Annotated in this window: 22 protein-coding genes, 1 tRNA gene and 1 pseudogene; 7 read left to right on the plus strand and 17 right to left on the minus strand. The window is 54.4% G+C overall.

Translation table 11 applies throughout. The features are described from left to right. Positions 1–8 precede the first annotated feature (8 nt). On the minus strand, positions 9–1,229 hold the full coding sequence (locus tag RTX96_RS12925; RefSeq protein ID WP_103821592.1) for a diguanylate phosphodiesterase: 1,221 nt from the start codon (positions 1,227–1,229) through the stop codon (positions 9–11). A 197-nt stretch (positions 1,230–1,426) separates the two neighbouring features. Between RTX96_RS12925 and RTX96_RS12930 the strand changes: the two genes are divergently transcribed. Continuing rightward, positions 1,427–1,972, plus strand: coding sequence for a 2-oxo-tetronate isomerase (locus tag RTX96_RS12930; RefSeq protein ID WP_103821591.1), 546 nt, complete (start codon positions 1,427–1,429; stop codon positions 1,970–1,972). A gap of 15 nt (positions 1,973–1,987) precedes the next feature. Here RTX96_RS12930 and RTX96_RS12935 read toward each other — a convergent pair whose 3' ends face one another. From RTX96_RS12935 to RTX96_RS12945, 3 genes and pseudogenes are all read right to left on the minus strand, one after another. After that, positions 1,988–2,905 (minus strand): diguanylate cyclase, encoded by a 918-nt coding sequence (locus tag RTX96_RS12935; protein ID WP_312671319.1) that lies wholly within the window; start codon positions 2,903–2,905, stop codon positions 1,988–1,990. A gap of 27 nt (positions 2,906–2,932) precedes the next feature. After that, positions 2,933–3,205 (minus strand): annotated as a pseudogene (locus tag RTX96_RS12940) (PAS domain-containing protein); the annotation flags it as partial. Between the two features lie 429 nt (positions 3,206–3,634). Continuing rightward, positions 3,635–4,345 carry a phage antirepressor KilAC domain-containing protein gene (locus RTX96_RS12945; protein WP_268108947.1) on the minus strand — a complete coding sequence of 237 codons (711 nt, stop codon included), beginning with the start codon at positions 4,343–4,345 and terminating at the stop codon, positions 3,635–3,637. A gap of 276 nt (positions 4,346–4,621) precedes the next feature. Between RTX96_RS12945 and RTX96_RS12950 the strand changes: the two genes are divergently transcribed. Together RTX96_RS12950 and RTX96_RS12955 are read left to right on the plus strand one after the other, a co-directional pair. Beyond that, positions 4,622–5,182: an Ail/Lom family outer membrane beta-barrel protein gene (locus RTX96_RS12950; protein ID WP_312671291.1), complete on the plus strand. Its 561-nt coding sequence runs from the start codon at positions 4,622–4,624 to the stop codon at positions 5,180–5,182. Between the two features lie 126 nt (positions 5,183–5,308). After that, entirely contained in the window at positions 5,309–6,919 is a 1,611-nt protein-coding gene (locus RTX96_RS12955; RefSeq protein ID WP_312671293.1) for an FAD-NAD(P)-binding protein, read from the plus strand. Positions 6,920–6,995: 76 nt separating this feature from the next. On the opposite strand, the gene RTX96_RS12960 is transcribed toward RTX96_RS12955, so the two are convergent. The 3 genes from RTX96_RS12960 to RTX96_RS12970 are packed head-to-tail and all read right to left on the minus strand — an operon-like array spanning position 6,996 to position 9,181. Beyond that, positions 6,996–8,372, minus strand: coding sequence for a PTS ascorbate transporter subunit IIC (locus tag RTX96_RS12960; RefSeq protein ID WP_312671295.1), 1,377 nt, complete (start codon positions 8,370–8,372; stop codon positions 6,996–6,998). A gap of 32 nt (positions 8,373–8,404) precedes the next feature. After that, a complete protein-coding gene (locus tag RTX96_RS12965; RefSeq protein ID WP_103821585.1) occupies positions 8,405–8,683 on the minus strand; it encodes a PTS sugar transporter subunit IIB in 279 nt (92 codons plus the stop codon). 33 nt (positions 8,684–8,716) lie between these two features. Then, positions 8,717–9,181: a PTS sugar transporter subunit IIA gene (locus RTX96_RS12970; protein WP_312268699.1), complete on the minus strand. Its 465-nt coding sequence runs from the start codon at positions 9,179–9,181 to the stop codon at positions 8,717–8,719. Between the two features lie 280 nt (positions 9,182–9,461). Between RTX96_RS12970 and RTX96_RS12975 the strand changes: the two genes are divergently transcribed. Then, entirely contained in the window at positions 9,462–10,196 is a 735-nt protein-coding gene (locus tag RTX96_RS12975; protein ID WP_312671297.1) for a GntR family transcriptional regulator, read from the plus strand. A gap of 54 nt (positions 10,197–10,250) precedes the next feature. On the opposite strand, the gene RTX96_RS12980 is transcribed toward RTX96_RS12975, so the two are convergent. The 5 genes from RTX96_RS12980 to RTX96_RS13000 form a co-directional block, all read right to left on the minus strand. After that, the gene (locus RTX96_RS12980) at positions 10,251–10,862 is read right to left on the minus strand and encodes a hypothetical protein (protein ID WP_312671299.1); all 612 of its coding nucleotides are present in this window, start codon (positions 10,860–10,862) and stop codon (positions 10,251–10,253) included. Then, complete coding sequence (locus tag RTX96_RS12985) at positions 10,855–12,180, minus strand: McrC family protein (protein WP_312671301.1); 1,326 nt, start codon at positions 12,178–12,180, stop codon at positions 10,855–10,857. The genes RTX96_RS12980 and RTX96_RS12985 overlap by 8 nt, the downstream gene beginning before the upstream one ends. Continuing rightward, on the minus strand, positions 12,177–14,147 hold the full coding sequence (locus RTX96_RS12990) for an AAA family ATPase (RefSeq protein ID WP_312671303.1): 1,971 nt from the start codon (positions 14,145–14,147) through the stop codon (positions 12,177–12,179). The genes RTX96_RS12985 and RTX96_RS12990 overlap by 4 nt, the downstream gene beginning before the upstream one ends. A gap of 100 nt (positions 14,148–14,247) precedes the next feature. After that, complete coding sequence (locus tag RTX96_RS12995) at positions 14,248–15,051, minus strand: DUF2971 domain-containing protein (protein WP_312671305.1); 804 nt, start codon at positions 15,049–15,051, stop codon at positions 14,248–14,250. A gap of 127 nt (positions 15,052–15,178) precedes the next feature. Further along, positions 15,179–15,254 (minus strand) — tRNA-Thr (locus RTX96_RS13000). 332 nt (positions 15,255–15,586) lie between these two features. Here RTX96_RS13000 and RTX96_RS13005 point away from each other — a divergent pair. Continuing rightward, entirely contained in the window at positions 15,587–18,220 is a 2,634-nt protein-coding gene (locus RTX96_RS13005; protein ID WP_312671307.1) for an EAL domain-containing protein, read from the plus strand. A 45-nt stretch (positions 18,221–18,265) separates the two neighbouring features. Here the strand turns inward: RTX96_RS13005 and proA are convergent, their stop codons facing one another. Continuing rightward, positions 18,266–19,519 carry a glutamate-5-semialdehyde dehydrogenase gene (proA, locus tag RTX96_RS13010; RefSeq protein WP_312671309.1) on the minus strand — a complete coding sequence of 418 codons (1,254 nt, stop codon included), beginning with the start codon at positions 19,517–19,519 and terminating at the stop codon, positions 18,266–18,268. 11 nt (positions 19,520–19,530) lie between these two features. After that, on the minus strand, positions 19,531–20,634 hold the full coding sequence (proB, locus tag RTX96_RS13015) for a glutamate 5-kinase (protein ID WP_103821578.1): 1,104 nt from the start codon (positions 20,632–20,634) through the stop codon (positions 19,531–19,533). Positions 20,635–20,926: 292 nt separating this feature from the next. On the opposite strand from proB, the gene phoE reads away from it, so the two are divergent. Beyond that, entirely contained in the window at positions 20,927–21,991 is a 1,065-nt protein-coding gene (gene phoE / locus RTX96_RS13020) for a phosphoporin PhoE (RefSeq protein WP_103821577.1), read from the plus strand. Between the two features lie 65 nt (positions 21,992–22,056). Here the strand turns inward: phoE and crl are convergent, their stop codons facing one another. The 3 genes from crl to gpt form a co-directional block, all read right to left on the minus strand. Further along, complete coding sequence (gene crl / locus RTX96_RS13025; protein WP_103821576.1) at positions 22,057–22,458, minus strand: sigma factor-binding protein Crl; 402 nt, start codon at positions 22,456–22,458, stop codon at positions 22,057–22,059. 57 nt (positions 22,459–22,515) lie between these two features. Continuing rightward, positions 22,516–23,760: an esterase FrsA gene (gene frsA / locus RTX96_RS13030; RefSeq protein ID WP_103821575.1), complete on the minus strand. Its 1,245-nt coding sequence runs from the start codon at positions 23,758–23,760 to the stop codon at positions 22,516–22,518. A gap of 105 nt (positions 23,761–23,865) precedes the next feature. Continuing rightward, complete coding sequence (gene gpt / locus RTX96_RS13035) at positions 23,866–24,324, minus strand: xanthine phosphoribosyltransferase (protein WP_103821574.1); 459 nt, start codon at positions 24,322–24,324, stop codon at positions 23,866–23,868. Positions 24,325–24,579: 255 nt separating this feature from the next. Here gpt and pepD point away from each other — a divergent pair, with 255 nt between their 5' ends. Then, positions 24,580–26,037: a cytosol nonspecific dipeptidase gene (gene pepD / locus RTX96_RS13040; RefSeq protein ID WP_312671310.1), complete on the plus strand. Its 1,458-nt coding sequence runs from the start codon at positions 24,580–24,582 to the stop codon at positions 26,035–26,037. Positions 26,038–26,060: the final 23 nt, after the last annotated feature.

The raw sequence follows: 26,060 nt of genomic DNA on the forward strand, positions 1-26,060 counted from the left end.
TGTTGACGCTATACTTTTTCCTGCTTTACCGGCCAGCAGACCGGCGCGACGCCGTTAAGAGCCGGTTTGGCAAACAGATAGCCCTGGAAATGCTTGATGCCCGCCGCCTCCAGCCAGCACCACTCCTCTACCTTCTCAACCCCTTCGGCCACGACGCTGATCTCCAGCTCGGCGCAGCACTTGACGATAGCGTTAACGATCGCCTGTTTAGGGCCGTGCAGATGGATATCGGTCACGATGCTACGGTCGATCTTTAGCTCTCCCGGCTGGAACTTGGTAAGCAGCGACAGCCCGGCAAAGCCTGCGCCAAAGTCATCGATTGCCAGCCCGATGCCCGCCGAGCGCAGCTGCATAATCGCCGTCGTAAATTCGTCATAGCCGGAGATCACCTCGTCTTCCGTCACTTCGACAATCACCTGCTCGGGCACCAGCCCGTGACGAGTGATCTGCGCCAGCAGGATATCCACCGCGCCGGGAATGTTAACCAGCGACATTGGCAGCAGGTTAATGGAGAGCTTGTGGCTGCCAATGCCGATCTGTTTCGCCAGCGCAAACGCCCACTCCTTGGACAGGAGATCGGCCTCGTGAATTTTATCCGGCGGGATGGAGGCAAAGTAGTCCTGAGGTGAACCACCGTTTGGGCTACGGATGAGCGCTTCAAAGGAGCTGATCTGCCCGCGCAACGGCTCGACGATAGGCTGAATAGCGAACTGGCAGGGCTGATCGGGGAACAGGAACGGCAGGGTTTGCGCTAGTGGGGGTTCAACGGGCACAAATGCCCAGCGGTCGGGCTCGCTTCGCCCGGGATACTGCTCCCGCCAGCTGCCGCGTAGAAATGATTTGATAAATTTATAGACCCGCCCGTCGCAGGCAAGATTGAACTTCAGTGCGCCAGCAATAATGACCGAACGCAGCACCGATCGTGGACTGTCATAACGGAGATCAAACAGCGACATGCCAAGATCTTCAAAATGCCGCTTTGGGGCGTAGTCACGCATCAGCTCAACTACGCTATCGTGCCGCGGGTCGCGATTGATTGTGGCATACAGGTTGTTCACATGCGCTAACGGACCTTCAAGCACCTGAAGAAAATGGGTTCCGTCGAAAAGTAAAATACCGGAGATTTGCAGCTCTGCGTTGCGGCTCTGCGCTATGCACACCAGCTCGCCTAACTTTGACGCATCAAAGTCGGGGCTCAGGCGGCTCCGGTAAATCAGGGTTGAAATCATATGTTCAGATCCTTTACGACAGGTGACGTAATCAGTATACCTTGCGGTGAAGGCTTTACGCCTTTCTCTGTGCCCGCTGACAGCACGCTTCTCTTAGAAAAATCAGCATTCTTCACGCCAGGCGTCCAGCCTGACATTTTGCTGCAATACTTAAGAAGATTTGTTCCATTCATGATGCACAGAAGGAATAGCCAACAATGACAACAGAGCAACAATTTTGCCAGCAATTCATGGAAAAACCGTTGGATTTTCTGGCAAATGAACTGGGTGATCTCTTAACGAGCAAAAAATTACGCCTGACCACGGCGGAGTCATGCACCGGGGGCCTACTCGGCTCCACCCTGTGCGCAGCAAAAGACACTCCTTCTTTTTTCGGCAGCGGATTTATAACCTTTACGGATGAAGCGAAGATGACGCTGTTAAATGTGAACCCGGAGACACTTGCTAAACATACCGCAGTCAGTAAAGCCACGGTGGAGGAGATGGTAGCGGGCGCGGTCAGAGTATCAGGTGAGGATGTTGGCATCGCCGTTAGCGGCTACGGCGGCCCGGACGGCGGCGAAGACGGCACGCCAGCCGGTTCCGTCTGGTTCGGCTGGGCGCTGCCGGGGAATAAGGTTGATTCAGCACTTCAGCATTTTGAGGGCGACTGCACCGAAGTTCTGGCGCAGGCGGTAAAATATGCCATTGTCGCGCTGCTCTTCAAGCTGGGCTACTCGTCCGATGGCCGCGCTGAACAGTAAACATCGGCACGTTTTTTACGCCCGTTGCACCGCCGCTGCCGCCACGACGCCGTTACGCCCTCGTCGTTTGGCAGCATAGAGTGCGGTATCGGCCTGGTTGATCACGCCGCTGGCGATAATATGCAGCGGTCGGTCTTCGGTGACCATGCTGCACTCGCTCAGCGTCGCTATCCCGATGCTGATGGTGAGATAGCCGGTTGGGCTGGCAGCAAGAGGGATGCGCAGCGCGTTGATGCTCTGACGCATCCTCTCCGCCATTGCCAATGCCCCTGCGCTATCGGTGCGCGGCAGGATCACTAAAAACTCCTCGCCCCCGTAGCGGCTGACGTTATCTTCTGACTGACGGCGGGCCCCCACCAGCGCCTCGGCCACCCTACGCAGACACTGATCTCCGGCCTGGTGACCATAGGTATCGTTATAGCGCTTGAAATAGTCGATATCGGCCAGGCACACCGAGAGCGGAAACTGCTCGTCCAGCGCGTTGGTGATTGCATTCGAGAGGCATTCATCCATATAGCGGCGGTTAAACAGGCCAGTGAGATGGTCATGTTGGGCATGCTGCTGCAGGATCGCATTGGCGCTGGCGAGCTTCTGCTCTGCACGGCGGCGCTCGGTGATATCTACCCAGGTGACTGACAGTCCCACGACGTTACCGGACGCGTCATGCACCGGCACGGAGTGGGTATCGTAGCAGCGTTTTCGCCAGACGATCTCCCGACTGGGGATAGCCGCTCCGGTGTCGGCAAGGGCAAAAGCGGCCAGGACCTGATGCCAGCAGCCGGGCATCAGGTCGGCAATGTGGCTTTCAGGGGCATCTGAAAGGGTATCATCCATCAGCTGCGCCATCGCCTTGTTGGACATCACCAGCCGCCCCTGCCGGTCAATCATGCAGAGCGCGACGGGTGTGGTGTCATAGATGGTTTCCAACTGCATGACGCGCTCACCCAACGTTGAGATATTGCGATCGATGCCCCGGTAGCCGCGCAGTTCGCCCTCATCATCAAACAGCGGAACGCCGCTGGTTTCGAGCACCACAATTCGCCCATCAGCGCGGCGGTTACGGTTAACTAATCCAGAGAAGGGAATACGCTTAGCCACGATTTCGGAAAAAGCGCGGCCAACGCGCTCGGCTTCGGCGGGTGGCATAAAGTCAAAGGGGGTGCAACCAATCACCTCTTCCGGCGAAACACCCAGCAGGCTGGTCACCACTTTAGAGGACCAGGTATAGCGCCCCTGGGCATCAACTTCTCACACCCAGTCAGAATTATTATCAAGGAGATCAATTAGATGCTGCGTATCGACACTGCTGGAATCAGATGGCTTTTTATCATCATTCATGATTAATACTAACGTTGCCCCCGCTAAAAGGGATCGGGTTACTTAACATTGGGCCTGCCTTTAGCCGAGGACGGTCATTTTCAGCAATGACAATAATGCTAATGAATGAAATACTCAATTTCTGCGCGTTATTATAAGCCACGTCCCACAATATATTCACGTGACAAATACATGGCGATAAAAGAAGCGCTGCCGGGTATGGCCTGAGCCACTCAGCAAGAGAGAAACAGAAGGGAAAGAAGAAGAGCGGGCAGGAACAGCATCGCCAGCATTACGCTGGCGACTCATTTACTGAATGTATCTTGATGGATCAGGGCTGGGGCATTAAGCCGCTGCCGCGCCTTTTGGCTGTGTGGCGATATGTCCGGCCCACAGGCTCGCCACCCACTTCACCCCTTTAGCGGTAAAACGCGCCTGGGAGAAGGTGTGCTGGTTTTCACCCACGCCGGAGCGCATGGTGAAGTAGCCCGCCTGCTGGTGATGCAGCTGCGGGGTCAGCGTGCCGTTAACGCGGTACATGATGTTGCGCTCCAGCAGGAACTGACGGAACTCCGGCTCTTTCACCTTCAGCATCTTGCAGAGCTGACGAAAACCCAGCGAGTCCTGTACCTCAACGAAGCGGTCAAAAAACTCAGCCTTTGGGACAGAGAGGGCCAGCTGCTGTTCAGCTCTCTGGCGCTGCTCATACTGTTCGGCCCATGCGCGGGCCGCCGCTGCCGGGTTGGTAAAATCGGGCAGCGCAGTTTTGTTTTCGCGCTCCTGCCAGCGATCGAGTACGGCAGCGGTAAAGCCAGGCGACAGACGCGCCACGGCCAGCAGAGAGTCACGCTTATTCAGCAGAAACTCTTGATAGCTCTCACCATCCCGCTCAAACATTGCCACCCTTACCGGCTCAGATAAACGCTGCGCCGTTTCGAGGCTTTTAACAATACGTTTTACTTCACCGTGGGTTATGCCTGTCAACGCAGCGATTTCACGGCTACTCATCGTTGCCGATTGATCCAGAGAATTAAGGCTTTCAAATGGAATCATCATAGGCTTCACCACTCACTTACTGTAGCACCCGACTGGGTTGTGTAATTATTATACTAATCCCTGTTCAAATATCCAGTAGTTTTTTTGAGCGATTTTAGTTAAGTTTCATTTTCCCGCGAGCGAAGATGTTTCACGAAGGTAACCCATCCGCAACTACCAGATTAGGGGGTGTGTTTCGCTTACGTTATCAAGGCTTTAAGATTATTCCCCCTTTCATCCCCTGTTAAAAAAACCAACAATTTTGCCACCTTAATGGATGGCAAATGGAACAGAAAAGTGAAAAAAATAATTCTGGGGATGGTAATCGCAGCTAGTATGATCAGCGGCGCAGCAATGGCAGAGAGCAACACGCTCTCCCTCGGCTACGCGCAGAGCGACGTGGAAGGCTTTAAGGATATTCGTGGCGTTAACCTGCAATACCGTTATGAGCTGGACTCTCCTCTCAGCGTGCTCGGCTCTTTCACTTACATGAGCGGTGATGACGATCAGGATTACTACGTGGCCTCCGATGCGGTGCATAACAGCATTGACGTGAAATATTACTCCCTGATGGTCGGCCCGGCATACCGCATTAACGAGTATGTTTCCCTCTACGCGCTGGGCGGCGTTGCCCATACCAAAGCCGACGGTGATACCACCTGGGTAAACGCAGGCGATTACTACGTCGGGCATGACAGCATCTCTGAGAAATCGACCGATTTTGCCTGGGGCGCAGGCGTGCAGTTTAACCCGACCGAGCAGCTGGCGATTAACGTTGGCTATGAAGGCACTAACGTCGATATCGCTGGCAGCCGCTCTATCAACGGCTTTAACGTCGGCGTCGGTTACCGCTTCTAATCCCGCATCCGCCGGGTGTGCTTCACCTACCCGGCGTCACGTTCATAACCCGTGGTCTACACTAAATTTATTGCCCCCGACCGACATACGGACAGGCGGTATAAAAATAATAACGGGTGAACAAAAATGAAAAAGATTGCAATCATCGGCGCAGGGCCGACGGGTATCTATACCTTTTTTTCCCTGCTTAAAAACAGCAAACCGCTTTCCATTTCTATCTATGAGCAGTCCAGCGAGGCTGGCGTAGGGATGCCCTACAGCAGCGAAGAGAACTCCAGAATGATGCTGGCCAATATTGCCAGCATTGAGATCCCGCCCATCTTTTTGACCTATATAGACTGGCTGCGCAACCAGAGCGAAGCGCATCTGGCCCGCTACGGCGTGCAGGCATCGTCCCTGCATGTCCGCCAGTTTCTACCGCGTATTCTGCTCGGGGAATACTTCCGCGCTCAGTTTCTGGCGCTGGTGGTGCAGGCGAAACAGTTGGGCTTTGAGATAGAAGTGCATGAGTCCTGTCAGGTAACCGATATTGAGGCCACGCCGGAGGGCGTCCGGCTGTGGACGAAGGATACACTGGCTGCGGAGCAGTTTGATCTTGCCGTCGTTGCCACCGGGCACGTTTGGCCAGAGGAGAGCAGTGCGACCCGCACCTATTTCCCTAGCCCCTGGTCAGGGCTGATGGAGGCTCACATCCCAGCGTGTAGAGTAGGGATTATGGGCACCTCCCTGAGCGGCATCGACGCGGCGATGGCCGTGGCTATTCAACATGGCACCTTCTTTGAGACCGAGGATAAACGCCTGCACTTCAACCTTGAAGAGGACAGCAACGCATTACAGATGGTGCTTATGTCCCGCTCGGGTATTCTCCCCGAAGCGGACTTCTACTGCCCTATCCCCTACGAGCCACTAACCGTGGTAACGGAGCGCGCGATTGAGAGTGAGATCGCTGCCGGGCCGCAGGGCCTGCTCGATCGCGTTTTCGCGCTAATGGTCAAAGAGCTAACGCTGGCAGATCCGCGCTGGAGCGAGCAGATTGCTCTCAGCACGCTGGATGCCGACAGCTTTTTTGCGGCCTGGTTTGCCGATCGCAAGAAACAGGATCCCTTCCGCTGGGCGGAAGCTAATCTGAATGAGGTGGAACGCAACAAGCGCGACAGGCGTACGGTGCCGTGGCGCTATACTATCCTGCGCCTGCATGAAGCTATTCAGCCTATCGTTCCCTGGCTTGATGAGCAGGACAGCGCGCGGTTCGAGGCCGGACTCGCCCGGATCTTTATTGATAACTATGCGGCCGTGCCCTCGCAGTCGATTCGCCGGCTGCTGGCTCTGCGCGAGGCGGGCATCCTCAGCGTGCTCGCCCTTGGCCCGAACTATGAAATGGAGATCGGCGAGAAGCAGACGACAATTTTCGCCGAGGGCGAGCGGTACCGGTACGATGTCTTTATCGATGCACGCGGACAAAAGCCGCTGAAGACGGAAGATCTGCCTTTTCCGACGCTGCGCAAGCAGCTTGCCGCCAGCGGGGAAAAGATACCTACGGTTGGGGATGACTACACGCTTCAGGAACCCGCCAGCATTCGTGGACGTATTGCCTTTGGCGCACTGCCCTATCTGATGCATGACCAGCCCTTTGTCCAGGGCATTACCGCCTGCGCGGAGATTGGCGCGGCCATCGCCAGGGCGGTAGCACAGCCAGCAACACGGACGCGGGGTCGGCTGCGAATGCTGGACATGTAGCTATTGATTCATATCGATAAATATAAAAGATATAAAAGAGCAGAGGGATCCTCCCCTCTGCTCCCTTTTACACTATTTACTGACCCGCACTCTCTTCTACTGGCGCTCTCTTTTTGGCTGTAAAGTTATAGATCACCATCAGCGCAAAGATGCCAGTGATAGTCAGGGTAATGGTTCCCTTATCCATAAACTGCGCCATATTGCCGAGAACGATCCCTACTACGCCGAAATCGGTATCGGAGAAGGTGGTATTGGTGAGGCCAATCGCACCCAGCACCGGTAGCAGCGCAACAGGCAGGAAGGTAATTAAGATCCCGTGGGCAAAGGCCCCGCAGATGGCCCCCCGTTTACCGCCGGTCGCATTACCAAACACGCCCGCAGTCGCACCGCAGAAGAAGTGCGGCACCACGCCTGGCAGGATCAGGACCCAGTGAAGCTGGCCCAGGATGAACAACCCTACTAATCCACCGATAAAGCTAGAGATAAACCCAACCAGCACCGCGTTTGGCGCGTAAGGGAATACAATCGGACAGTCGAGAGCAGGTACGGCGTTCGGTACCAGCTTCTCAGAGAAGCCGGTAAAGGCCGGAACAATCTCTGCAAGGATCAAGCGCACGCCCTGCAGGATAATAAATACGCCTGCTGCAAAGGTAATCGCCTGGATAAAGGAGTAGACCAGATAGTTTTGCCCACCGCTGAAGTTAGCCTCAACGTACTCTTTACCCGCCGATACTGACAGGATGAGGTAGATAACCATCATCGTCAGCGAGATAGAGATGGTGCTGTCGCGCAAAAAACTGAGGTTTTTCGGCATGTTCATCTCTTCGGTGGATTTAGAGCCTTTACCCACCAGGGTACCAATCCAGCCCGAGAGAACGTAGCCGATGGTGCCCGTATGCGCTAAAGCGACCTGGTCACCGCCGACGATCTTGCGCATATAGGGCTGAGCCAGCGCAGGGAATGCGGCCATCAGCATACCCAGCGCTAACGACCCGGTATAGATAAGCTGAACACCTTCGAAACCGGCTACCGAGAGAATAATGGCTACCATGCAGGCCATGTAGAACGTGACGTGCCCTGACAGATAGATATATTTCAGTCGGGTAAACCTGGCGACGACAATATTTGCCACCATACCGAATGCCATAATCAGCGTGGTCGGTGCACCGTACTTGGCGAGAGCAATGGAGACCATCGCTTCGTTGTTAGGGATGATCCCCTGAACGTCAAACGCCTGCTTAAAAATATCGCCCAGCGGTGTAAGGGAGCTGACCAGAACAGAAGCCCCGCCAGCCAGAACTAAAAAGCCGAGAATGGTTTTTACGGTTCCCTTAATCACATCCGGGAAAGGCTTTTTTTGTGCCACAAGCCCGAACAGCGCCACCAGTCCAACAAGGATGGAGGGCACCTTCAGCACGTCGACGACAAACTGCAAAAGGTGTTGAATAAACATATTAACCTCTACGGAAAGATGTTCATCTCGGTTTACGCGTTATTTTTCTCAAAATACTCGCGTATTTTTTGCTCGATCTCTTTCAGATCGATGATGTTATTGATGATAATAATTTTGTTCTCAGGCAGGTTGGCGCTATAGGCGATGTCTTTCGCCATGACAAACACGTCAGCCACGTCGGGCGTAACTGAACCCAGATCGGAGTGTTCGACATCCGCCACAATATTAAGATTTTTCAGCACTTTTTTGATGTTCATTTCCATCATGAAGCTGCTGCCCAGACCTGAACCACACACCGCCATCATTTTCATAACTCACCTCATTAATCGTTGATTACTGTTCGTCTACTGAGCGATACCGCTATCGGTCAGTAAAATTGCATTCAGTTCTTCTTTGCTACGCACGTTGAAGAGCTTTTCCATTTCGTCTTCATCAGAAAGCAGTTCAGCCAGCTGCGAGATCATCTCTATATGGCTATTACTGTCCGGGGCAGAGAACATAAATAGGGTGTCTACCGGGTCGTTCTCATCCGCATCAAAAACCACGGCTTCGGCCAGCTTTACCACCGATAAGCCCAGCGCCTTTGCCCCCTCTTCCGGACGTGCATGCGGCATGGCAATTCGCGGCGCGATGACGAAGTAAGGCCCAATCTCCTCTTTCTGCCGGATAATGGCCTCGATATAGCGTTGTGAAATGGCCCCTTCATTGAGCAGCGGAAGCCCGGCAATTTGAATGGCCTCTTTCCAGTCCGTAACTTTGTCAACGTACTGAACTTTTTCGTTATTTAACCACTTTGCCAGCTGCGACATGTTTATCTCCCTGATTAAAAAAACGCATTTATCTGTTTCAGGCTACTGTCTACGTATAGACATCTTTAAGATGTATAGTCATCTAGATAGTGGACCGGGATCTGGACAGATACAATATGCGATGGTCAATTTGCGCTGAACACGCTGAATTTGGATGCAAATTCGTTAAGCCGATCACATCTCTATATCGCTCAAGTGGTGCTTAGCGAAGAATATCAGGCATACATGTATAGACAGGCTCAGGGGAGCGACTCTTTCACTCGTATCAGGAAGAAAATCGATGGTCGATGGCATTACAGAGAAGCAGAGAGAGGTAGTCGATTACATCCTAAAGAAAATTAAGGATGACGGCCTGCTGCCCGGCGATAAGCTGGATACTGAAATTGCTATTGCCAAAAATATCGGCATTACCCGCGCCACCGTTCGCGAAGCCACGCGTATTTTAATAGAACAGCAAAGAATTTACCGGGTTAAAGGCTCTGGTCTTTTTGTGGGGTCAATTGGCGTAAGCAATCACTCCGGACGGTTTCACGCCCTCTCCCCCTTTGATTATCAGGCACAGAAGCACGGTTATAAGGGCGTACGGAAAGTTATCTCCGCCAGCATTATTCGCGTCCCCTCTCATGATATGGCCCAGGCACTACGTATCAAGAATAGCGACAAAGTATATAAAATCTTGCGCCTGATGTGCTTCGATGATATTCCCGTGGCGCTGGAGCATAGCCATCTGCCTGTGAGCCTGTTTAACAGCATGGAGTTCAGCAAGCTGGAGATCTCGAAATTCTCCTATATCGAGCAGATCACCGGTAAGAAAATCCAGCGCAGGGATCAGAACCTGGCGGCGATTAATTTGACCGACGCGGATATACTGGCGTTGCTGAAACTAAAGGAAAATGATGCGGTTATTGAGCTTACGGAGACAGTATTTCTCGATGATGGGGTGCCCTGCGAGGTGAATATCGCGATAATTAATACAAGGATATTTCCGCTTAGGCAGGATTCACGGCGGCCTTAAGGGGTGCTGCGGAATTTTTAGGCGAGTCATTAACAAGGCACCCTCTGAAGCGATCTAGTCTTTATTATTTAAGCAAGGACACTTTCGTATCTCCAGCAGCGTAGTGATTTTTAACGCCGCTGACTTCAGCTCGCTCAGATCTGTTGCACAAACTTTAAAATAGTCGCCGCCTGTAAAAGGCTCCGGATGTAAACTAGTCGTTGTTTTATTAATATATGTGCATTGAGCGCTATGTAGGCAGGTCTTCTGCTCTGCGCTGGCGTTATTTTTTCCTTCACTGGACTTGAGAAGGTTCAGTACAAAACCATCGGGATGGGCATTCAGCCAACGGTGGTAGCGACGTTCGCTGTCGGGATCTTCTGCGCTATGAAATCGCTCAACGGTCATCGCGTCGCCGTCGAGATAACGCATCACCGCCAGCAAATAGGAGGCATTAAAGGTTATGTCCTGATAATCTCGCGCCGCCTGGCTGCCAGTCTCTTCAAAATGCTCAATGAATGCCGCCACGCTTTTTCTGTCGAGCCGGCGGATATTGCCGCCGGTATTTTTGATATACAGCGTCTCCTGCTCAGCATAAATGGAGAAGGGCTGCTTGCGGCTAAGGGTAAATAACTCAACCGGTGAGGTAAACTGTTCCAGCATCAACTGATAGAAATCTTTATACACCGTAAACGCTCCTTTGCTGAGTGGTAAAGACGCTGATTGCTTCCTGCCACGTTCCTCCTACCAACGCTCCCGTTTCCAAATCGAAGGGTACACACCACAACCTGAGGCGCTTATCAAACTCGAAAAGCGGAAGCGGTGCGGAAAATAGCGGGTGCGCGGGGTAGATCAACATCATATCACCCCTTCCCTGCAGGTACTTCTGACCGTACGCGAACATTTGATACAGGTCAGCCTGGCTGATGCCATACTTCTTTGCACGATTGCCCTGCAGGCTATCCAGCAGCTTCCACTTTGCATCCAGAACGTAGCTTTCGTCGCTGTTTTGCACAACAAAATCAGGCTTGAGCGCAAACCAGGCTTCCGGAAGCGCTGACTCGTCCAGCGCGTGTGAGAGCAAATGATGCCGTCTGGCCTGCGCAGTGAAAGCGTATCCTGTTGCCAGCGCGCGCTTCAAAGAGTAACCGACCCAGGACTCGAAAAGCTTCTCCATCGGGAAAAGTAGCGTAATGCCCTGGTGCCCCCCTTTTTGAAAATCAGGGTTATGCTTCTCCAGTATCAGCTGACACCAGGGCTTAATCGCCCGGTAGGCCAGCAGATACTTGCCATCGCTCCAGCGGGAAAGCTGCGATAATGCATCGCTGATAGGCTCAATATCAGCCATCTGATGTTTTAAAGTAGTGGCCGTGCGCCAGGTCTGGTTCTCTTTCGTTGAGCTCAGTACGATCTCCAGCACCGTACGTAGAATACGATTCTCAATACGCTGCGGAGTAAACTCTGCATATCGCACGTGAAAACGCGCGCCTTTGCCGGGTGCCTGGCGGATCTGACGATTAATATCAAGCTGCCCGCGAATAAACGCGCTGTCGTCATCTTCCGTCAGATGGTAATCGGAACGCAGACCGCGACGCACCAGCTCCAGCAAATGCCTTAAAAACTCGCTGTAAATCCATTCATGTAGAGGTAGCTTGCTGCGGTAAAGTGATGCCGTCTCCCCTTCCCGTGGCGTGATGCCCGCCGCCGCCTGGAGCATTCGACGCAACACGCGCCGCTGGCGGATTGGATCCTCATCCTCCCCGAGCCGGGTCTTCGGCAAAATTTCGATCGCCTCGCCGGTAGGTGATTCCAGATAGCCAACATAGCTGCCCAGCCTGAGAAATCGCTTTCCCTGTCGGCTCACGATTTGCGCACTGCCCTCCCACTGCTGATGCAGCGACTCCAGCCAGGAGAAGGTTTGCTTCGACACGATGCCTAAATCCAGCCCCGACTTTTGTGACGTATCGCTGGTGATAAGCGCATATTCACATACCTGAATTGTCATTGCACAATGCCCTGGTACGCCGCCGCCAGGGTAAACGCCTGCGCGTTGATACGGTAGCGCCTGTCGGACAGACCCTCTGCAATCTCCGCTGGAAATAGCGTTGTTAGCGCAGGCAGATGTTCAGAAGTTTGCTGCGAGATAAAGCGGTCGCTTTCTGCTTTTGCTGGATCGTTTAACACCCAGCCAATGCGCTCATAGTCATCAAAGAAATACTCTTTTAACAGTGGGATGATCTTCTCTTTAAAGATAACGCCCAGCTGAGCTTCGCGCTCCCCCTGGCTCTCAATTGCCTTCAATGGCATAAAGTAAGCATGGCCAATTGTGTGCTCAGCGTCGATCAAGGCCTCGATACGCTGATTAATGCGCTGAATTAGCAGAGAGAGATCTACGCCGAACGCGGTAACGCCAGCGAGCAACGCTGGCTGCGGCAGCATTTCAACGAAGCTGAATCGACGGCGCAGTGCCAAATCCATCTGGATCAGTGATTTGTCGGCGGTGTTCATCGTTCCGATCAGAAATACATTCTTCGGGACGGTAAATTTCTGTTTTGAGTAGGGTAGCGTCAGCGTACGCGCATCTTCCGCACCCAGACGTTTATCCGGTTCAAGCAAGGTGATCAGCTCGCCAAAGATGCGCGAAATATTTCCCCGGTTAATTTCGTCGATAATCAGCACATGCGGTAAGGCGCGTTGCTCTTTCTCATTGCCCGGCGCCAGGAGCTGGGCCAGCTTCTCTCTGTCGATAGTGGTATCTTTCAGTTCGTAGAGCGTCATCTGGGACAGGGTTTTGTGGAAGAGATGCTCTTTAGGCAGGCTCGGCTCATACTTTCGCAGCCACTTCACCGAACGCATCTGGTGAAAGCCGACGCGCTCGCCTTCCGGAAAATATTGATAATCACCGGTGACTTGAGCAATGGCACGAAACTTATGGTTACCGTCAGAGACAACAATCAGATCGCCCGGACGAATAACGTTTTTAAAGGTATTTACCGCAACCGACATGTACTCGCTCTGATCGGCCGATGATCCTTTATTGACGATACGCTCTTTTACCTCGTCAAGCGTTGCGCAGCCGGTGAAATCAATATTATCGCCCCACCCCAGCAGAATGTAGTTATTCCCAAGGCACTCATCGTAGATATACTCCTCACCACCCAGCGTATTTCCCAGCGACATTTTCCAGATGCGCCTTCCGATCAGCGAGACGGATTGAGAAGCATCGCCCTGCACTTTTACCTCCGCGTTCTGGCAGAGCTGTTTGAAAATCCCATCAACTACGTCATAGCGCAGCGCGCCCGTACTTTCATCAGTAGTAGCGCGGATCCCTTCAATAAAGTCTTCGTAGGAGAAGCTCTGATGAAAGGTGGTAAACATGATCTGTTGTTTTTCGATCAGCGTTTGATAGCGAGCTTTGACCTCATCGCGCAGGCTTTGCCCGCGGTGCGTCTGGCTAACCTGCTGATACCACTCCCCATCCGCAATTTTAACCGCCAGCTCGGTCGTGGAATAAGTTTTGCCGGTACCGGGTGGGCCAAAAAGGATCTGGTTCAATGGAAACATGGCAGGCGGTTCCTTACGAAGAGTAACGGGAGAAGAGATCGGGTTTGGCTTAGTGCCGGTCAAGAGTTCCAGAAGCATATGTAGCGCTTCAACTGAGGCGATATCGGCATCGAAACCGTACTGGGAAGAGTCACCATCGCGGGGGAAGCGGCGGTAGCTGGTGCTTTTCGTTTTTTCCCAGACACAAGAAATGCCTTCAATAGCGTCGATCTTATCGCGCAGCGCCAGTGTGTCAGGATGCAGTACCAGGGGGCTTTTATTGATGATTCTGTCAGCCTTGCGCTTCACGTAAAGGTAACGGCCATCGCCGAGAGCATGCTCCGAAGCATAGCTGGGTTCGTACTTATTCGGCTCAAGCGTGTAGCCCAGGTTTTTTAGTACGGTGTAAATTTCGAAAGAGTTAAGCACGGTGAAAGAACTCCTGACCGGCAGAGTGTTGGGTGGCGAGTGATAGGGTTGACGTATCCTCTCCCGTTTCAGTCACAGAAGACTGTTTTTACAGCCCGCTTTAAAACTTGAGCAAACTTTTTACAACGGAAATATTTTTATCATCATTATTAGCAACCATTATTCGTGACGCTTCAGTTTCTTGACGATGAATAAATTTCTGCGCCGCCATAAAAGCCAGTTCGGGCTGCGGTGTATTACCAATAACGACTTTACGAATAAGCTTCCAAAAATCTTTTCTAAGCATTATACGGTAAAAAGGGATAAGCATGAACGGTCCCTGTTTAAAACTGAGGCGTTCAATGGAAACGTCTTCCTCAGATATAATTCGCCACTCTTTCTCCTCCGCGAAGGGAGAGTGTTTAATCAAAGGAATAATACGCGACAAGTTATTTACAAAATAAGCTGACGACTCAGATTGATACTCAAACCACCCTTTCTCAGGCTCGTTATAGCTGTGAAAAGCAATCAATGCATCTGTAATGGCCTGAGTAATAAGCGCACGTTGCTCTTCAGCATCGTAGAGACAGGCTTTGAGGACATAGCCTTGTAGTTTGAGTAACTCTTGAAGAATATTACGGTCAAAACCTATTGAATACCCGCCCTGAGGTGGCGAGTAACTCTGCCACTGACTTAGATGATCGCCCTCTTCTGACAGCGAACAGATACAGGTATTGATTCTCTTAATATTGTTAATATTTGCTCTAAACCGCTGGATCCGGAATTGCACATCTGAGTTTTCTTCTCTAATAAGCATTTCCGATAAAATATCTCTTACAATGTCCAGAGTAAGATAATAATCCCGGGTATCTTCGAGGTACTGAATCGACGTGGCCGTGATTTCAGTGTCCCTGATAATGCTCATGAAGCCATTCTGGTCCGTATAATGATAGAGTATCATCAAATCTCCCTGATTTTTATGCTTTATGGATGCCAATTGGCAGGACGTATCTATAAGAAATGGCGGTTTGAAAACATTTTATTGGGTTAGGTGGTGCCGATAATAGGAGTCGAACCTACGACCTTCGCATTACGAATGCGCTGCTCTACCAACTGAGCTATATCGGCTTATCCGGGCGCGTCACGAGCGTGACTACGGTATGCAAGGTTAAGAAAAAGCGTCCGCCTCGTCAACTCCCCTTGCGTTTAGTTGTTGTTTTTTACAGCACAACCCCGCTAATTCAGCACAAAAAGCATGGTCATCACCGTATCCCCCTCCTCTGCTGGTTGTGTCTCCCCTCACATCAAGCAACATTTTTTTAACATTAGACTATCCCGTCTACTTTTTCTTTCAAAATCAGCTATCTTGATTGTTACCCGACCGCACTCAAGCCCCGCCAAAACAGGCCGATGATAAGATAGACCAGATACCAGATGGACTGGATAGAGTGGATAAACTAATGCAAAAATTCGCAGTCACCGATGACCTGTCCAGCCCTGACCTGGAGCACAAAAGTACCACAACCTTTATCAAACGCGCTCTGCTGCTGATGGTCTCGCTCCTGACCGCGCTGTTTGTTATCGCCATTGTCGCGTTGCTGATCATCGTGCGGAATATTAATCAGAATGCCGACAGGCAGAGCGCGATGCTGCTGGATAAGGCGATCCATAACCGGGTAGAGACGCTTACCACGCATATCAAAGACTATGCCTGGTGGGGTGAGGCCTACAGCCATCTTCACCCTAACGTAGATACCGACTGGGCCTATACCCGCCAGAATATGGGCGCGACGCTCTGGCGTGATTTTACCTACGAAGGGGTGTTTGTGCTGGATGGTAGCGGCCAGACCCGGTATAGCGTCATCAATGGCCAACTGGTTACCCGATCGCTCACTGAATGGCTGGGAGAGAACCCGATCCCAAAACTGCTTCAGGCGATCGATAAACCGGACGCGATGCCGGTAGCCAATACGGTAGTGATGCAGGCCGGGCATCCGGCGCTGGTAGCGGCCGCACGCATCACCACCGGCGACGACTCACGGATCGCCTCCCTCCCCGGCCCGGCCTCTACTCTGGTGTTTGTCGACGTGCTGGATGACAAAAAGCTGGTCACGCTGGGTGAAGAGTACGGCATTACGCAGGCGCGCGTGCAGCGAAAGGATGCCCCGACGCTGGCAGGACGCCGCGGGATAGCGACGCTGCCCATTGATGGCCATCAGATAACCTTCGAGTGGAAAAGTGAAGATCCGGGGCGGGAGCTCATGCACTACATCCTGCCGCTGCTGATCCTGCTGGCGCTTTCTACCGGCGCTCTCAGCGTGGTTCTGAGTCGCAACGTGCTCAAAAAAGCGCGTATGTATGATGAAAATACCTTTCTGCTGGCCCAGAGTCGCCACGCCCTTACCGCCAGCGAGCGCCGCTTTCGCGACGTGGCTGAAGCCACCACGGACTGGATCTGGGAGACGGATACTGACCTGCATTTTACCTGGCTCTCCGATCGTTTTCCGGGCATTACCGGGCACAGTATCTCGGCCTGGCTGGGACGTCCAGTAACGGCATTTATGGAGGCGGATAATCAGTCGCTGGCGGAGTGGATCACGCTGCCCGGCCAGACAGGCCATCGTCGACTGCTGCACTGCCGCTACCTTTCGGCGATGGGCCACCAGCGTTACTGCCATATCGCCATTAAACCCGTCGTTACGCCGGAAGGGATCGTCGGCTACCGGGGCACCGCGACGGATGTCACTCTCGAGGTAGAGGCGCAGGCGCGGGTAGAGTATCTCTCCCGGCACGATGAGCTGACCGGGCTGCCTAACCGGGTCCGCATGCGCGAGTTCCTTGAGGGCAAGCTGCGGGCGCAGCCTACGCCGGCGCATCCGCTGGCGATGATGAGCCTCGATCTGGATAAGTTTAAGCCGGTAAATGACCTGTTTGGCCACGGCGCAGGCGATGCCGTTCTGCACGAGGTGTCGACAAGGCTGCGGAGCTGCGTACGTGACTACGATCTGGTGGCGCGCCAGGGTGGGGATGAATTTATCCTGATCATCTCTGACATCCAGGACCGCAGTGATATCGAACTTCTCTGCAATCGGATCATCAGCGAGCTGGCACGTCCCTTTATGATCGGCGGCAATGAGATATTTATCGGTGCCAGCATCGGTATCGCGATGGCTCCGCAGGATGCGGTAGATGCAGGAGAGCTGCTGCGCTTCTCAGATATCGCGCTCTACAAGGCCAAAAACGCCGGGCGCAACAGATGGATGTTTTATACCCCTGAGATGGCCGAGCAGGTGGTGCAGCGGCGCGAAATGGAAAATAGCCTGCGCGACGCCCTTAAAAAGCAGCAGTTCCGCCTGGTTTATCAACCGCGCTACGGCCACAACTCCTCGCGTATTATCGCCGTAGAGGCGCTGATCCGCTGGGATCATCCGGAGCTCGGCCTGCTGATGCCGGATCAGTTTATCTCCCTGGCAGAGGAGACCGGTCTGATTTTCCCCCTCAGCGACTGGGTACTGAAAACGGCCTGTCACGACGCGCAGCAATCCCTGCACGGCCTCTCCGTCTCGGTGAATATCTCTGCCGTGGAGTTCCAGTCATGGGGTCTGATCGATCGCGTCAGGGATGCGCTCCAGGCATCGCAGCTCGACCCGGCCAGGCTGGAGATCGAAATTACCGAAAATGCCACGCTGTGGAACCCTGAAAATAGCCTTGAACTGATGCTGGCGCTGAAAAAGCTGGGGGTGAAGCTGCTGATGGACGACTTTGGTACGGGCTACTCGTCTCTAAGCTATCTGCGCAACTTCCCGTTTGATGGTATTAAGCTCGATAAATCCTTTATCTCTGATATGCCAGAGAGCGACAGCGCCAATACCATCGTTAAAAATATTATCGGCCTGGGGAAAGCCTTCTCGTTAAGCATTACGGCAGAGGGGGTTGAAACCGAGGGGCAGCTGCAGAAGCTGATGATGATGGAGTGCGATGAAACCCAGGGCTACCTGATCGGCAAGCCGCTCAGCCTGACGGCGCTCCGGGAGCAGATGGCCGCGCTGGACTCGGCGGCGCAGGAGCGAACAGGCCAGCAGAGCCAGGGATAGCGCGGGCGACGGCGTGCGTCGCCCGCAGACAATCAGGCACGACAATCAGGCACGAATGGTATCGTCGCCGAAGCCAACCCACTTGTAGGTGGTCAGGGCTTCAAGGCCCATCGGGCCGCGAGCGTGCAGTTTTTGCGTACTCACGGCGACTTCTGCACCCAGGCCAAACTGTGCGCCGTCGGTGAAGCGCGTGGAGGCGTTCACGTAGACCGCAGACGAATCCACCTCGTTCACAAAGCGGTTGGCGTTGCTGAGGGTACGAGTAAGGATCGCATCCGAGTGCTGGGTGCCGTGCTCGCGAATATGCTCGATGGCCTCATCGAGCGAGGCGACCAGCTTGACGTTAAGATCGAGAGATAAAAACTCATCGTCGTACTGCTCCGGCTTCACCGCTTCGACGTGCGCCGGGCCACCTTGCAGCGTTTTCAGTGCCGCCGCGTCGGCGTGCAGCGTAACGCCACTCTGCGCCATCTGGGTGCTCAGCGCAGGCAGGAAACGTTCAGCAATCTGCTGGTTCACCAGCAGCGTCTCTACGGTGTTGCAGGTGCTCGGGCGCTGGGTCTTGGCGTTGACGATAATCTTCAACGCGGGTTCAATCTCGGCGGTGTCATCCACGTAGATATGGCATACACCGATCCCGCCGGTGATCACCGGAATGGTCGACTGCTCGCGGCACAGCTTGTGCAGCCCTGCTCCACCGCGTGGGATCAGCATGTCGATGTACTTATCCATGCGCAGCATCTCGTTGACCAGCGCCCGATCCGGGCTCTCAATCGCCTGGATAGCACCTGCCGGCAGGCCGCACTCCTCCAGCGCCTGCTGGATCACCTTCACCGTGGCGGCGTTGGTGCGCCACGTCTCTTTGCCGCCGCGCAGGATCGCCGCGTTGCCGGTCTTCAGGCAGAGGGAGGCGACGTCAACGGTGACGTTAGGCCGCGCTTCGTAGATCACGCCGATCACGCCGAGAGGAACCCGGCGGCGTTCGATGCGCAGGCCGCTGTCGAGCAGCCCGCCGTCGATAATCTGGCCGACCGGATCCGCCAGCTTGCAGACCTGACGCACGTCGTCGGCGATGCTCTTCAGGCGCTCCGGGTTGAGCGCCAGGCGATCAAGCATCGCTTCGCTCAGGCCGTTACGCCGGGCTTCAAGCACATCCTGATCGTTGGCCTGAATAATGTCATGCGCCTGGGCTTCCAGGTAGTCGGCGATCTTCTCCAGAACGCGGTTTTTTTCTCGGCTGGAGAGCTGCGCCAGCTTATACGAAGCTGCTTTCGCAGCGATGCCCATCTGTTCAAGCATACGTCTGCTCCTTAACGGGTGATCATGTCGTCGCGATGGACGGCAACCGGGCCATACTCGTAGCCGAGAATGGTGTCGATCTGTTGTGAGTGCTGTCCAGCGATGCGTCGCAGCGCGTCGCTGTTGTAGCGGGAGACGCCGTGAGCGATGTCCCGTCCTTCCAGGTTACGGATACGGATCACTTCACCACGGGAGAAGTTGCCTGTCACGCTTTTGATCCCTTTTGGCAGCAGCGAGCTGCCTTTTTCGAGGATCGCCATCGTTGCCCCTTCATCCACGGTCAGCTCGCCCGCAGGCGGTGCACCGAAGATCCAGCGCTTGCGGCTCTCCAGCGGCGAGGTCTGGGCGTGGAAGCGCGTCCCTACCGGCACGCCGTTCAGCGCGTCGCCGATGACCCCTGGCCTGCTGCCTGCGGCGATAATGGTCTCGATACCCGCCCGGCAGGCGACATCAGCGGCCTGTAGTTTCGTGCCCATGCCGCCGGTACCGAGGCCGGATACGCTGTCGCCGGCGATGGCACGCAGCGCATCATCAATGCCGTGAACATCGGCGATCAGCTCGGCATCCGGGTTATTGCGCGGATCGGCGGTGTAGAGGCCCTGCTGGTCGGTGAGCAGCAGCAGCTTATCCGCTCCGCCGAGGATGGCGGCCAGCGCAGAGAGGTTATCGTTATCGCCGACTTTGATCTCGGCGGTAGCGACGGCGTCGTTCTCGTTGATCACCGGCACGATGCTGTTATCCAGCAGCGCGCGCAGAGTATCGCGGGCGTTGAGGAAGCGCTCTCGATCTTCCATATCGGCACGCGTTAACAGCATCTGGCCGACGTGGATGCCGTAGATGGAGAAGAGCTGCTCCCAGAGCTGGATCAGTCGACTCTGTCCTACCGCCGCCAGCAGCTGCTTGGAGGCGATAGTGGCGGGCAGCTCAGGGTAGCCCAAATGCTCGCGTCCGGCGGCAATCGCTCCGGAGGTGACAATAACAATACGATGCCCTGCGGCATGGAGCTGCGCGCACTGGCGTACCAGTTCCACAATATGGGCGCGGTTCAGGCGGCGCGATCCGCCCGTTAACACGCTGGTGCCGAGTTTTACCACCAGCGTCTGGGTGTCACTCATGATTCTCTGCCGTTTTACGAATAAGGAAATGTGATGTCAGTCTGACGTTGTAACAGGAGTGAAGCCGCTTGCCAATAACCTCGGTCAAAAGGGTGAGAGATCGCTGCGCGGATCGGCAATCCTGGCAGCAGATTTTTACAGTTTTATTGCAGAAATAAATAAACACGGATTTTTAAAATTATTCCGAGATTGTCATAAATCTTTCATTTCCGAACGTTAAAACCCTCTCTGTTTTCAGCAGGTATAAGCCTGGCGAATATTAGAGCGTCTTTTGTTTAAATCGGGAATCAAAATGAAAAAGAGTACTCTGGCATTAGTGGTAATGGGTCTGGCTGCTTCCGCATCGGTACAGTCCGCAGAAGTTTTTAATAAAAATGGCAACAAGCTGGACGTTTACGGCAAAGTGAAAGCCATGCACTACTTCAGCGATGACAACAGCAACGACGGCGATAAAACATACGTTCGTTTCGGCTTTAAAGGCGAAACACAAATTAACGATCAGATTACGGGCTTCGGTCGCTGGGAAGCGGAGTTTGCCGGTAACAACGATGAAAGCACCTCCGGGCAGAAAACCCGTCTGGCCTTTGCCGGGGTGAAAATTAAAGATTTTGGTTCACTGGACTACGGTCGTAACCTGGGCGTGCTGTATGACGTGGCCGCCTACACCGATATGTTCCCTGAGTTCGGCGGCGACGGCCTGGCCCGTACCGACAACTTTATGACCAAACGCACCAGCGGCGTGGCGACCTACCGTAATACCGACTTCTTCGGCGTGGTAGACGGTCTGGATCTGACCCTGCAGTACCAGGGCAAAAATGAAAACGGCCGCAGCAGCGTGGTGAAACAGAACGGTGACGGCTTCGGTACCTCTCTGGCCTATGACTTTGGCGGCAGTGACTTCTCTATCGTTGGCGCCTACGCTAACTCTGACCGCACCGATGCGCAGAACCGGATGGCTCTGGGTCGTGGCGCGAATGCGGAAGCCTGGGCTGCTGGCGCGAAATATGACGCCAACAACGTCTACGCTGCCGCGTTCTACGGCGTCTCTTATAATATGACCCCGATTTCGTCCTCGGCTGGCTTTGCTAACAAGGCGGATAACTTCGAAGCCGTGCTCCAGTACCAGTTCGACTTCGGTCTGCGTCCATCCGTGGGCTACGTCCTGACCAAAGGCAAAGATATTGAGGGCTTCGGCGATGAAGATCTGGTCAACTATATCGACGTAGGCGCAACCTACTATTTCAACAAAAACATGTCCGCCTTTGTTGATTATAAAATCAACCAGATTGACGACGATAACCGCCTGGTTACCACCAACGACGATGTGGTTGCCCTTGGCGTAACCTACCAGTTCTAATTCTGCCTAATAAAAAGGCCCTTCATGTCGGTGAAGGGCCTTTTTTATTTATGGCGTCCGATTAATCAGGCGCTGAGTTTGACCGGCTCATTTTTAAAGTCGTCGGCAGGCTCCAGCTTTAATTCCAGCGACGCCAGCAGCTCGCGTGCGCGCTCGTGGAAAGTCCGCAGCGTCTGCTCAAGACGATCGGTGACTTCCGCATCTTTAATAGCAACCGGCTCCCAGTGGCCCTCTTTATTAAACAGGCCAAACTGGTAGGTATAGGTGAAGCGTTGCTCCTGGGCTTCCATTATCATCCACCAACCCCAAAACTCACGCTTCTCAGGGGCAGGTTTTACGTTGACGCATACGGCAAGGCAGTCAAAAAAGAAACGGTTCCCTTCACACTGCTCCTCGCGGATGTAAGGGCCAAGCGCCATAAACTTCTTGATCAGTCTGCTTTTCGGGTGTCCACTCGGTAACGTCATTGCGATCTCCTTTTGTGATGCAACTGTTTTACCAAATCAATGGAATTAAGTAACGCATTAACGCAATCTATACTTCATCCAGGCAGTAATTTCCTGCAGTGACTTATCAAAATTGCGGTAAACCGGCTTAAAGGGGATCTCCAGCAGCTTGCCGTCAGCAGAAGAGGAGGCAATGAGCCGGGACTCCTCTTCCGGGCTAAAGGGATCGTTTTTCCAGAAGCCGGAGAGCATCGGCGTTGGACAGCGGCGTCCCAGCAGCCCCTGCGTTTTTAACGAATAGCGGTTCAGCTCCACGCGCAGCGCCTCGTCCGAGGCGTCATGCATCCCAAGACAGCTGGCCAGCACGTCGAGATACATCTCCGGCACGCCGCTTAGGCGCTGAGAGTCGGTTAACAACGAGTGCACCACCGGCCCGAGGCAGGCCACCGCTTTCAGGCGCGGTGATTCAAGGTACGCCAGCCGTACGGCAACGTTCGCCCCAAAGCGGAAACCAAAGGCAGCTACCCGGGTGTGATCGATCCACGGAATGTCCGGCAGCGCTTTCAGCACGTGCTGGTGCAGCATGCTGGAGTCCTGGGTTAGCTTCCACTTCGACGAGAATCCAATCGACGGCATATCAAGGGTCAACATCGCGATGCCGTTCGGCGCAAAGTAGCGCTCAAACAGGTTGTAGTAGTCGCTCTGAAGACTATCAAGACCGCCGCACACCAGCACCGTCGGGAAGGGGCCGTCGCCTTTCGGCATGTGTAAAAAGCCCACCAGCGGCGAACCACCGGGAATAGCGAACTCCAGCTCGCGCAGCTTGCCGGGCAGACGACGAGCGGCCTCTTCATAGGCACGATTGGCCAGGGCCTGCGCCTGCTCGGCCAGGTCGTCGCCTTTTAAATGCGGATAAGCCGCAATGCTGTAGAGGTTAGAGGCGTGAAGCCACTGGCGGCCGCTGAGGGCATCATCCTGGGTCTGGCTGGCCTTCTGCTGCCACTTCATCGCCTGGGTAGCCCACTCGTAGATCCAGTTGCCGCCGCGATAGCCCACCACCGTGTCATAGAGATCGCTGTCGGTACGTTCGGCCTGGCTCATAACGATGCGCGCCTGCACGTCGAGAATTTCACGCGGATCGACCCCGCGCCAGACCCATAGCAGACGGTTGATCAAGCGGTACCAGTGCGGAACGCTGGCTCCGTCCAGCGCCGAGTCCATAGCCGGAGGGTTGCCCCGCTGAAAACGGCGCACCAGCGTCGAGGTTTCTGGATGTTTGAATCGGGGTTTGAACAGGGTTTCGCTGAGGTTAGCCTGGGACATTGCGCGCAGCCTCCATGATTACGTCACTTCATCTATTGTAACCTGCCGGGCGCTAAATAACAGAACGCCCGGCATAACCGGGCGTAAAGTTTAGAAAAAAGCAGCTTAGCGGCCAGAGATTGGCGGTACGAAGACCACACCCATATCCCACGGCTGCTCAATCCAGGTATCCTGCGGGATATCGATCACGTAGTCATCAACCAGCGGGCGGCCAGCCGGCTTGGCGAAAACGGTCACGAAGTGGGCTTTTGGGTACATCTCACGGATAGCGACTGCGGTACCGCCGGTATCGACCAGATCGTCGATGACGATAAAGCCTTCACCGTCGCCTTCGGCACGTTTCAGCACTTTCAGCTCGCGCTGGTTGTCGTGGTCATAGCTGGAGATGCAAACGGTATCTACATGGCGAATACCCAGCTCACGGGCCAGCAGGGCTGCAGGAACTAAACCACCACGGCTAACGGCAATGATGCCTTTCCACTGTTCTGACGGCAGCAGGCGCGCGGCCAGCTTGCGGGCGTGAATTTGCAACATGTCCCAGGTGACGACGTATTTTTCGCTCATGTGAAGTGTCCCAGCCTATTGTAAAGCGGCTTAAATGTGTTCAGGGGAAAATGGGTTGCGCGAGATTATAGAGATCTGACGCACTAAAAACCAGTGTTACGCGGCCCGCCCTGCGCTTTTTACATGTGTCACACTCAGACAGGCAATAAAGTGGTATTCTCCCTCTATCTCACCCGCAACGCGCGTGATGCTCTGTTATCGCTAATCCTGTGCCCTGCCCCTCTGTCTTGCAGGCCATTGACATGGAGAATCATTATGTCTGAACTGTCTCAACTATCCCCCCAGCCGCTGTGGGATATTTTTGCTAAGATCTGCTCTATTCCGCACCCCTCCTACCATGAAGAACAGCTTGCTGAACACGTTATGGGCTGGGCGAAAGAGAAAGGCTTTCACGCCGAGCGCGACCAGGTCGGCAACATCCTGATCCGTAAGCCTGCCACCGCCGGTATGGAAAACCGCAAGCCGGTGGTGCTACAGGCGCACCTGGATATGGTGCCGCAGAAAAACCACGACACCGTGCACGACTTCACCGTCGACCCGATTCAGCCCTACGTTGACGGCGAGTGGGTAAAAGCCCGTGGCACGACCCTGGGCGCGGATAACGGTATCGGCATGGCCTCTGCGCTGGCAGTGCTGGCAGACGACACCGTGGCCCACGGCCCGCTGGAAGTGCTGCTGACCATGACCGAAGAGGCCGGTATGGACGGCGCGTTTGGTCTGCAGGCTGGCTGGTTACAGGCGGATATCCTGATCAACACCGACTCTGAAGAAGAGGGTGAGATCTACATGGGCTGCGCCGGTGGCATCGACTTTATCTCTACCCTGGCCCTCTCTCGCGAAGCGGTTCCCGCTGGCTTTGAGACGTTCCGCGTGACGCTGAAGGGCCTGAAAGGTGGCCACTCCGGCGGTGATATCCATCTCGGTCTTGGCAACGCCAACAAGCTGCTGGCACGTTTCCTCGCCGACCATGCTGCCGAGCTGGATCTGCGCCTGCTGGACTTCAACGGCGGCACGCTGCGTAACGCCATTCCGCGTGAAGCTTTCGCCACCGTGGCCGTTGCCGCAGATAAAGCTGAACAGCTGAAGGCGCTGGCGGATGCGTACCAGGCTATCCTGACCAACGAGCTGGCAATTAAAGAGAAGAACCTGACCGTACAGCTGGAGAGCGTTGCCTCTGATAAAGCTGCGCTGACCACCGCTTCCCGTGATGCGTTCGTTCAGCTACTGAACGCCACGCCGAACGGCGTGATCCGCAACTCTGACGTGGCGAAAGGCGTAGTGGAAACCTCCCTGAACGTGGGCGTAGTGACCATGCAGGATGACAGCGCAGAGATCATCTGCCTGATCCGCTCCCTGATCGACAGCGGTAAAGAGTATGTGGTTAGCATGCTGGAGTCGTTAGGCAAGCTGGCAGGCGCGCAGACCTCGGCAAAAGGCAGCTATCCAGGCTGGCAGCCGGATGCGAAATCCCCGGTAATGCAGCTGGTACGTGAAACCTATCAGCGTCTGTTCGACAAAACGCCGAACATCCAGGTGATCCACGCCGGTCTCGAGTGCGGCCTGTTTAAAAAGCCGTACCCGGATATGGATATGGTCTCTATCGGGCCAACCATCACCGGTCCGCACTCCCCGGATGAGCAGGTACACATCGAAAGCGTGGGCCAGTACTGGACCCTGCTGACCGAACTGCTGAAGGCGATCCCCGCGAAGTAACGAGCAAACGCCGGGTGGCGCTA

Origin of the sequence: Pseudescherichia sp., from assembly GCF_032052675.1 — a bacterium.
Lineage (GTDB): Bacteria > Pseudomonadota > Gammaproteobacteria > Enterobacterales > Enterobacteriaceae > Pseudescherichia.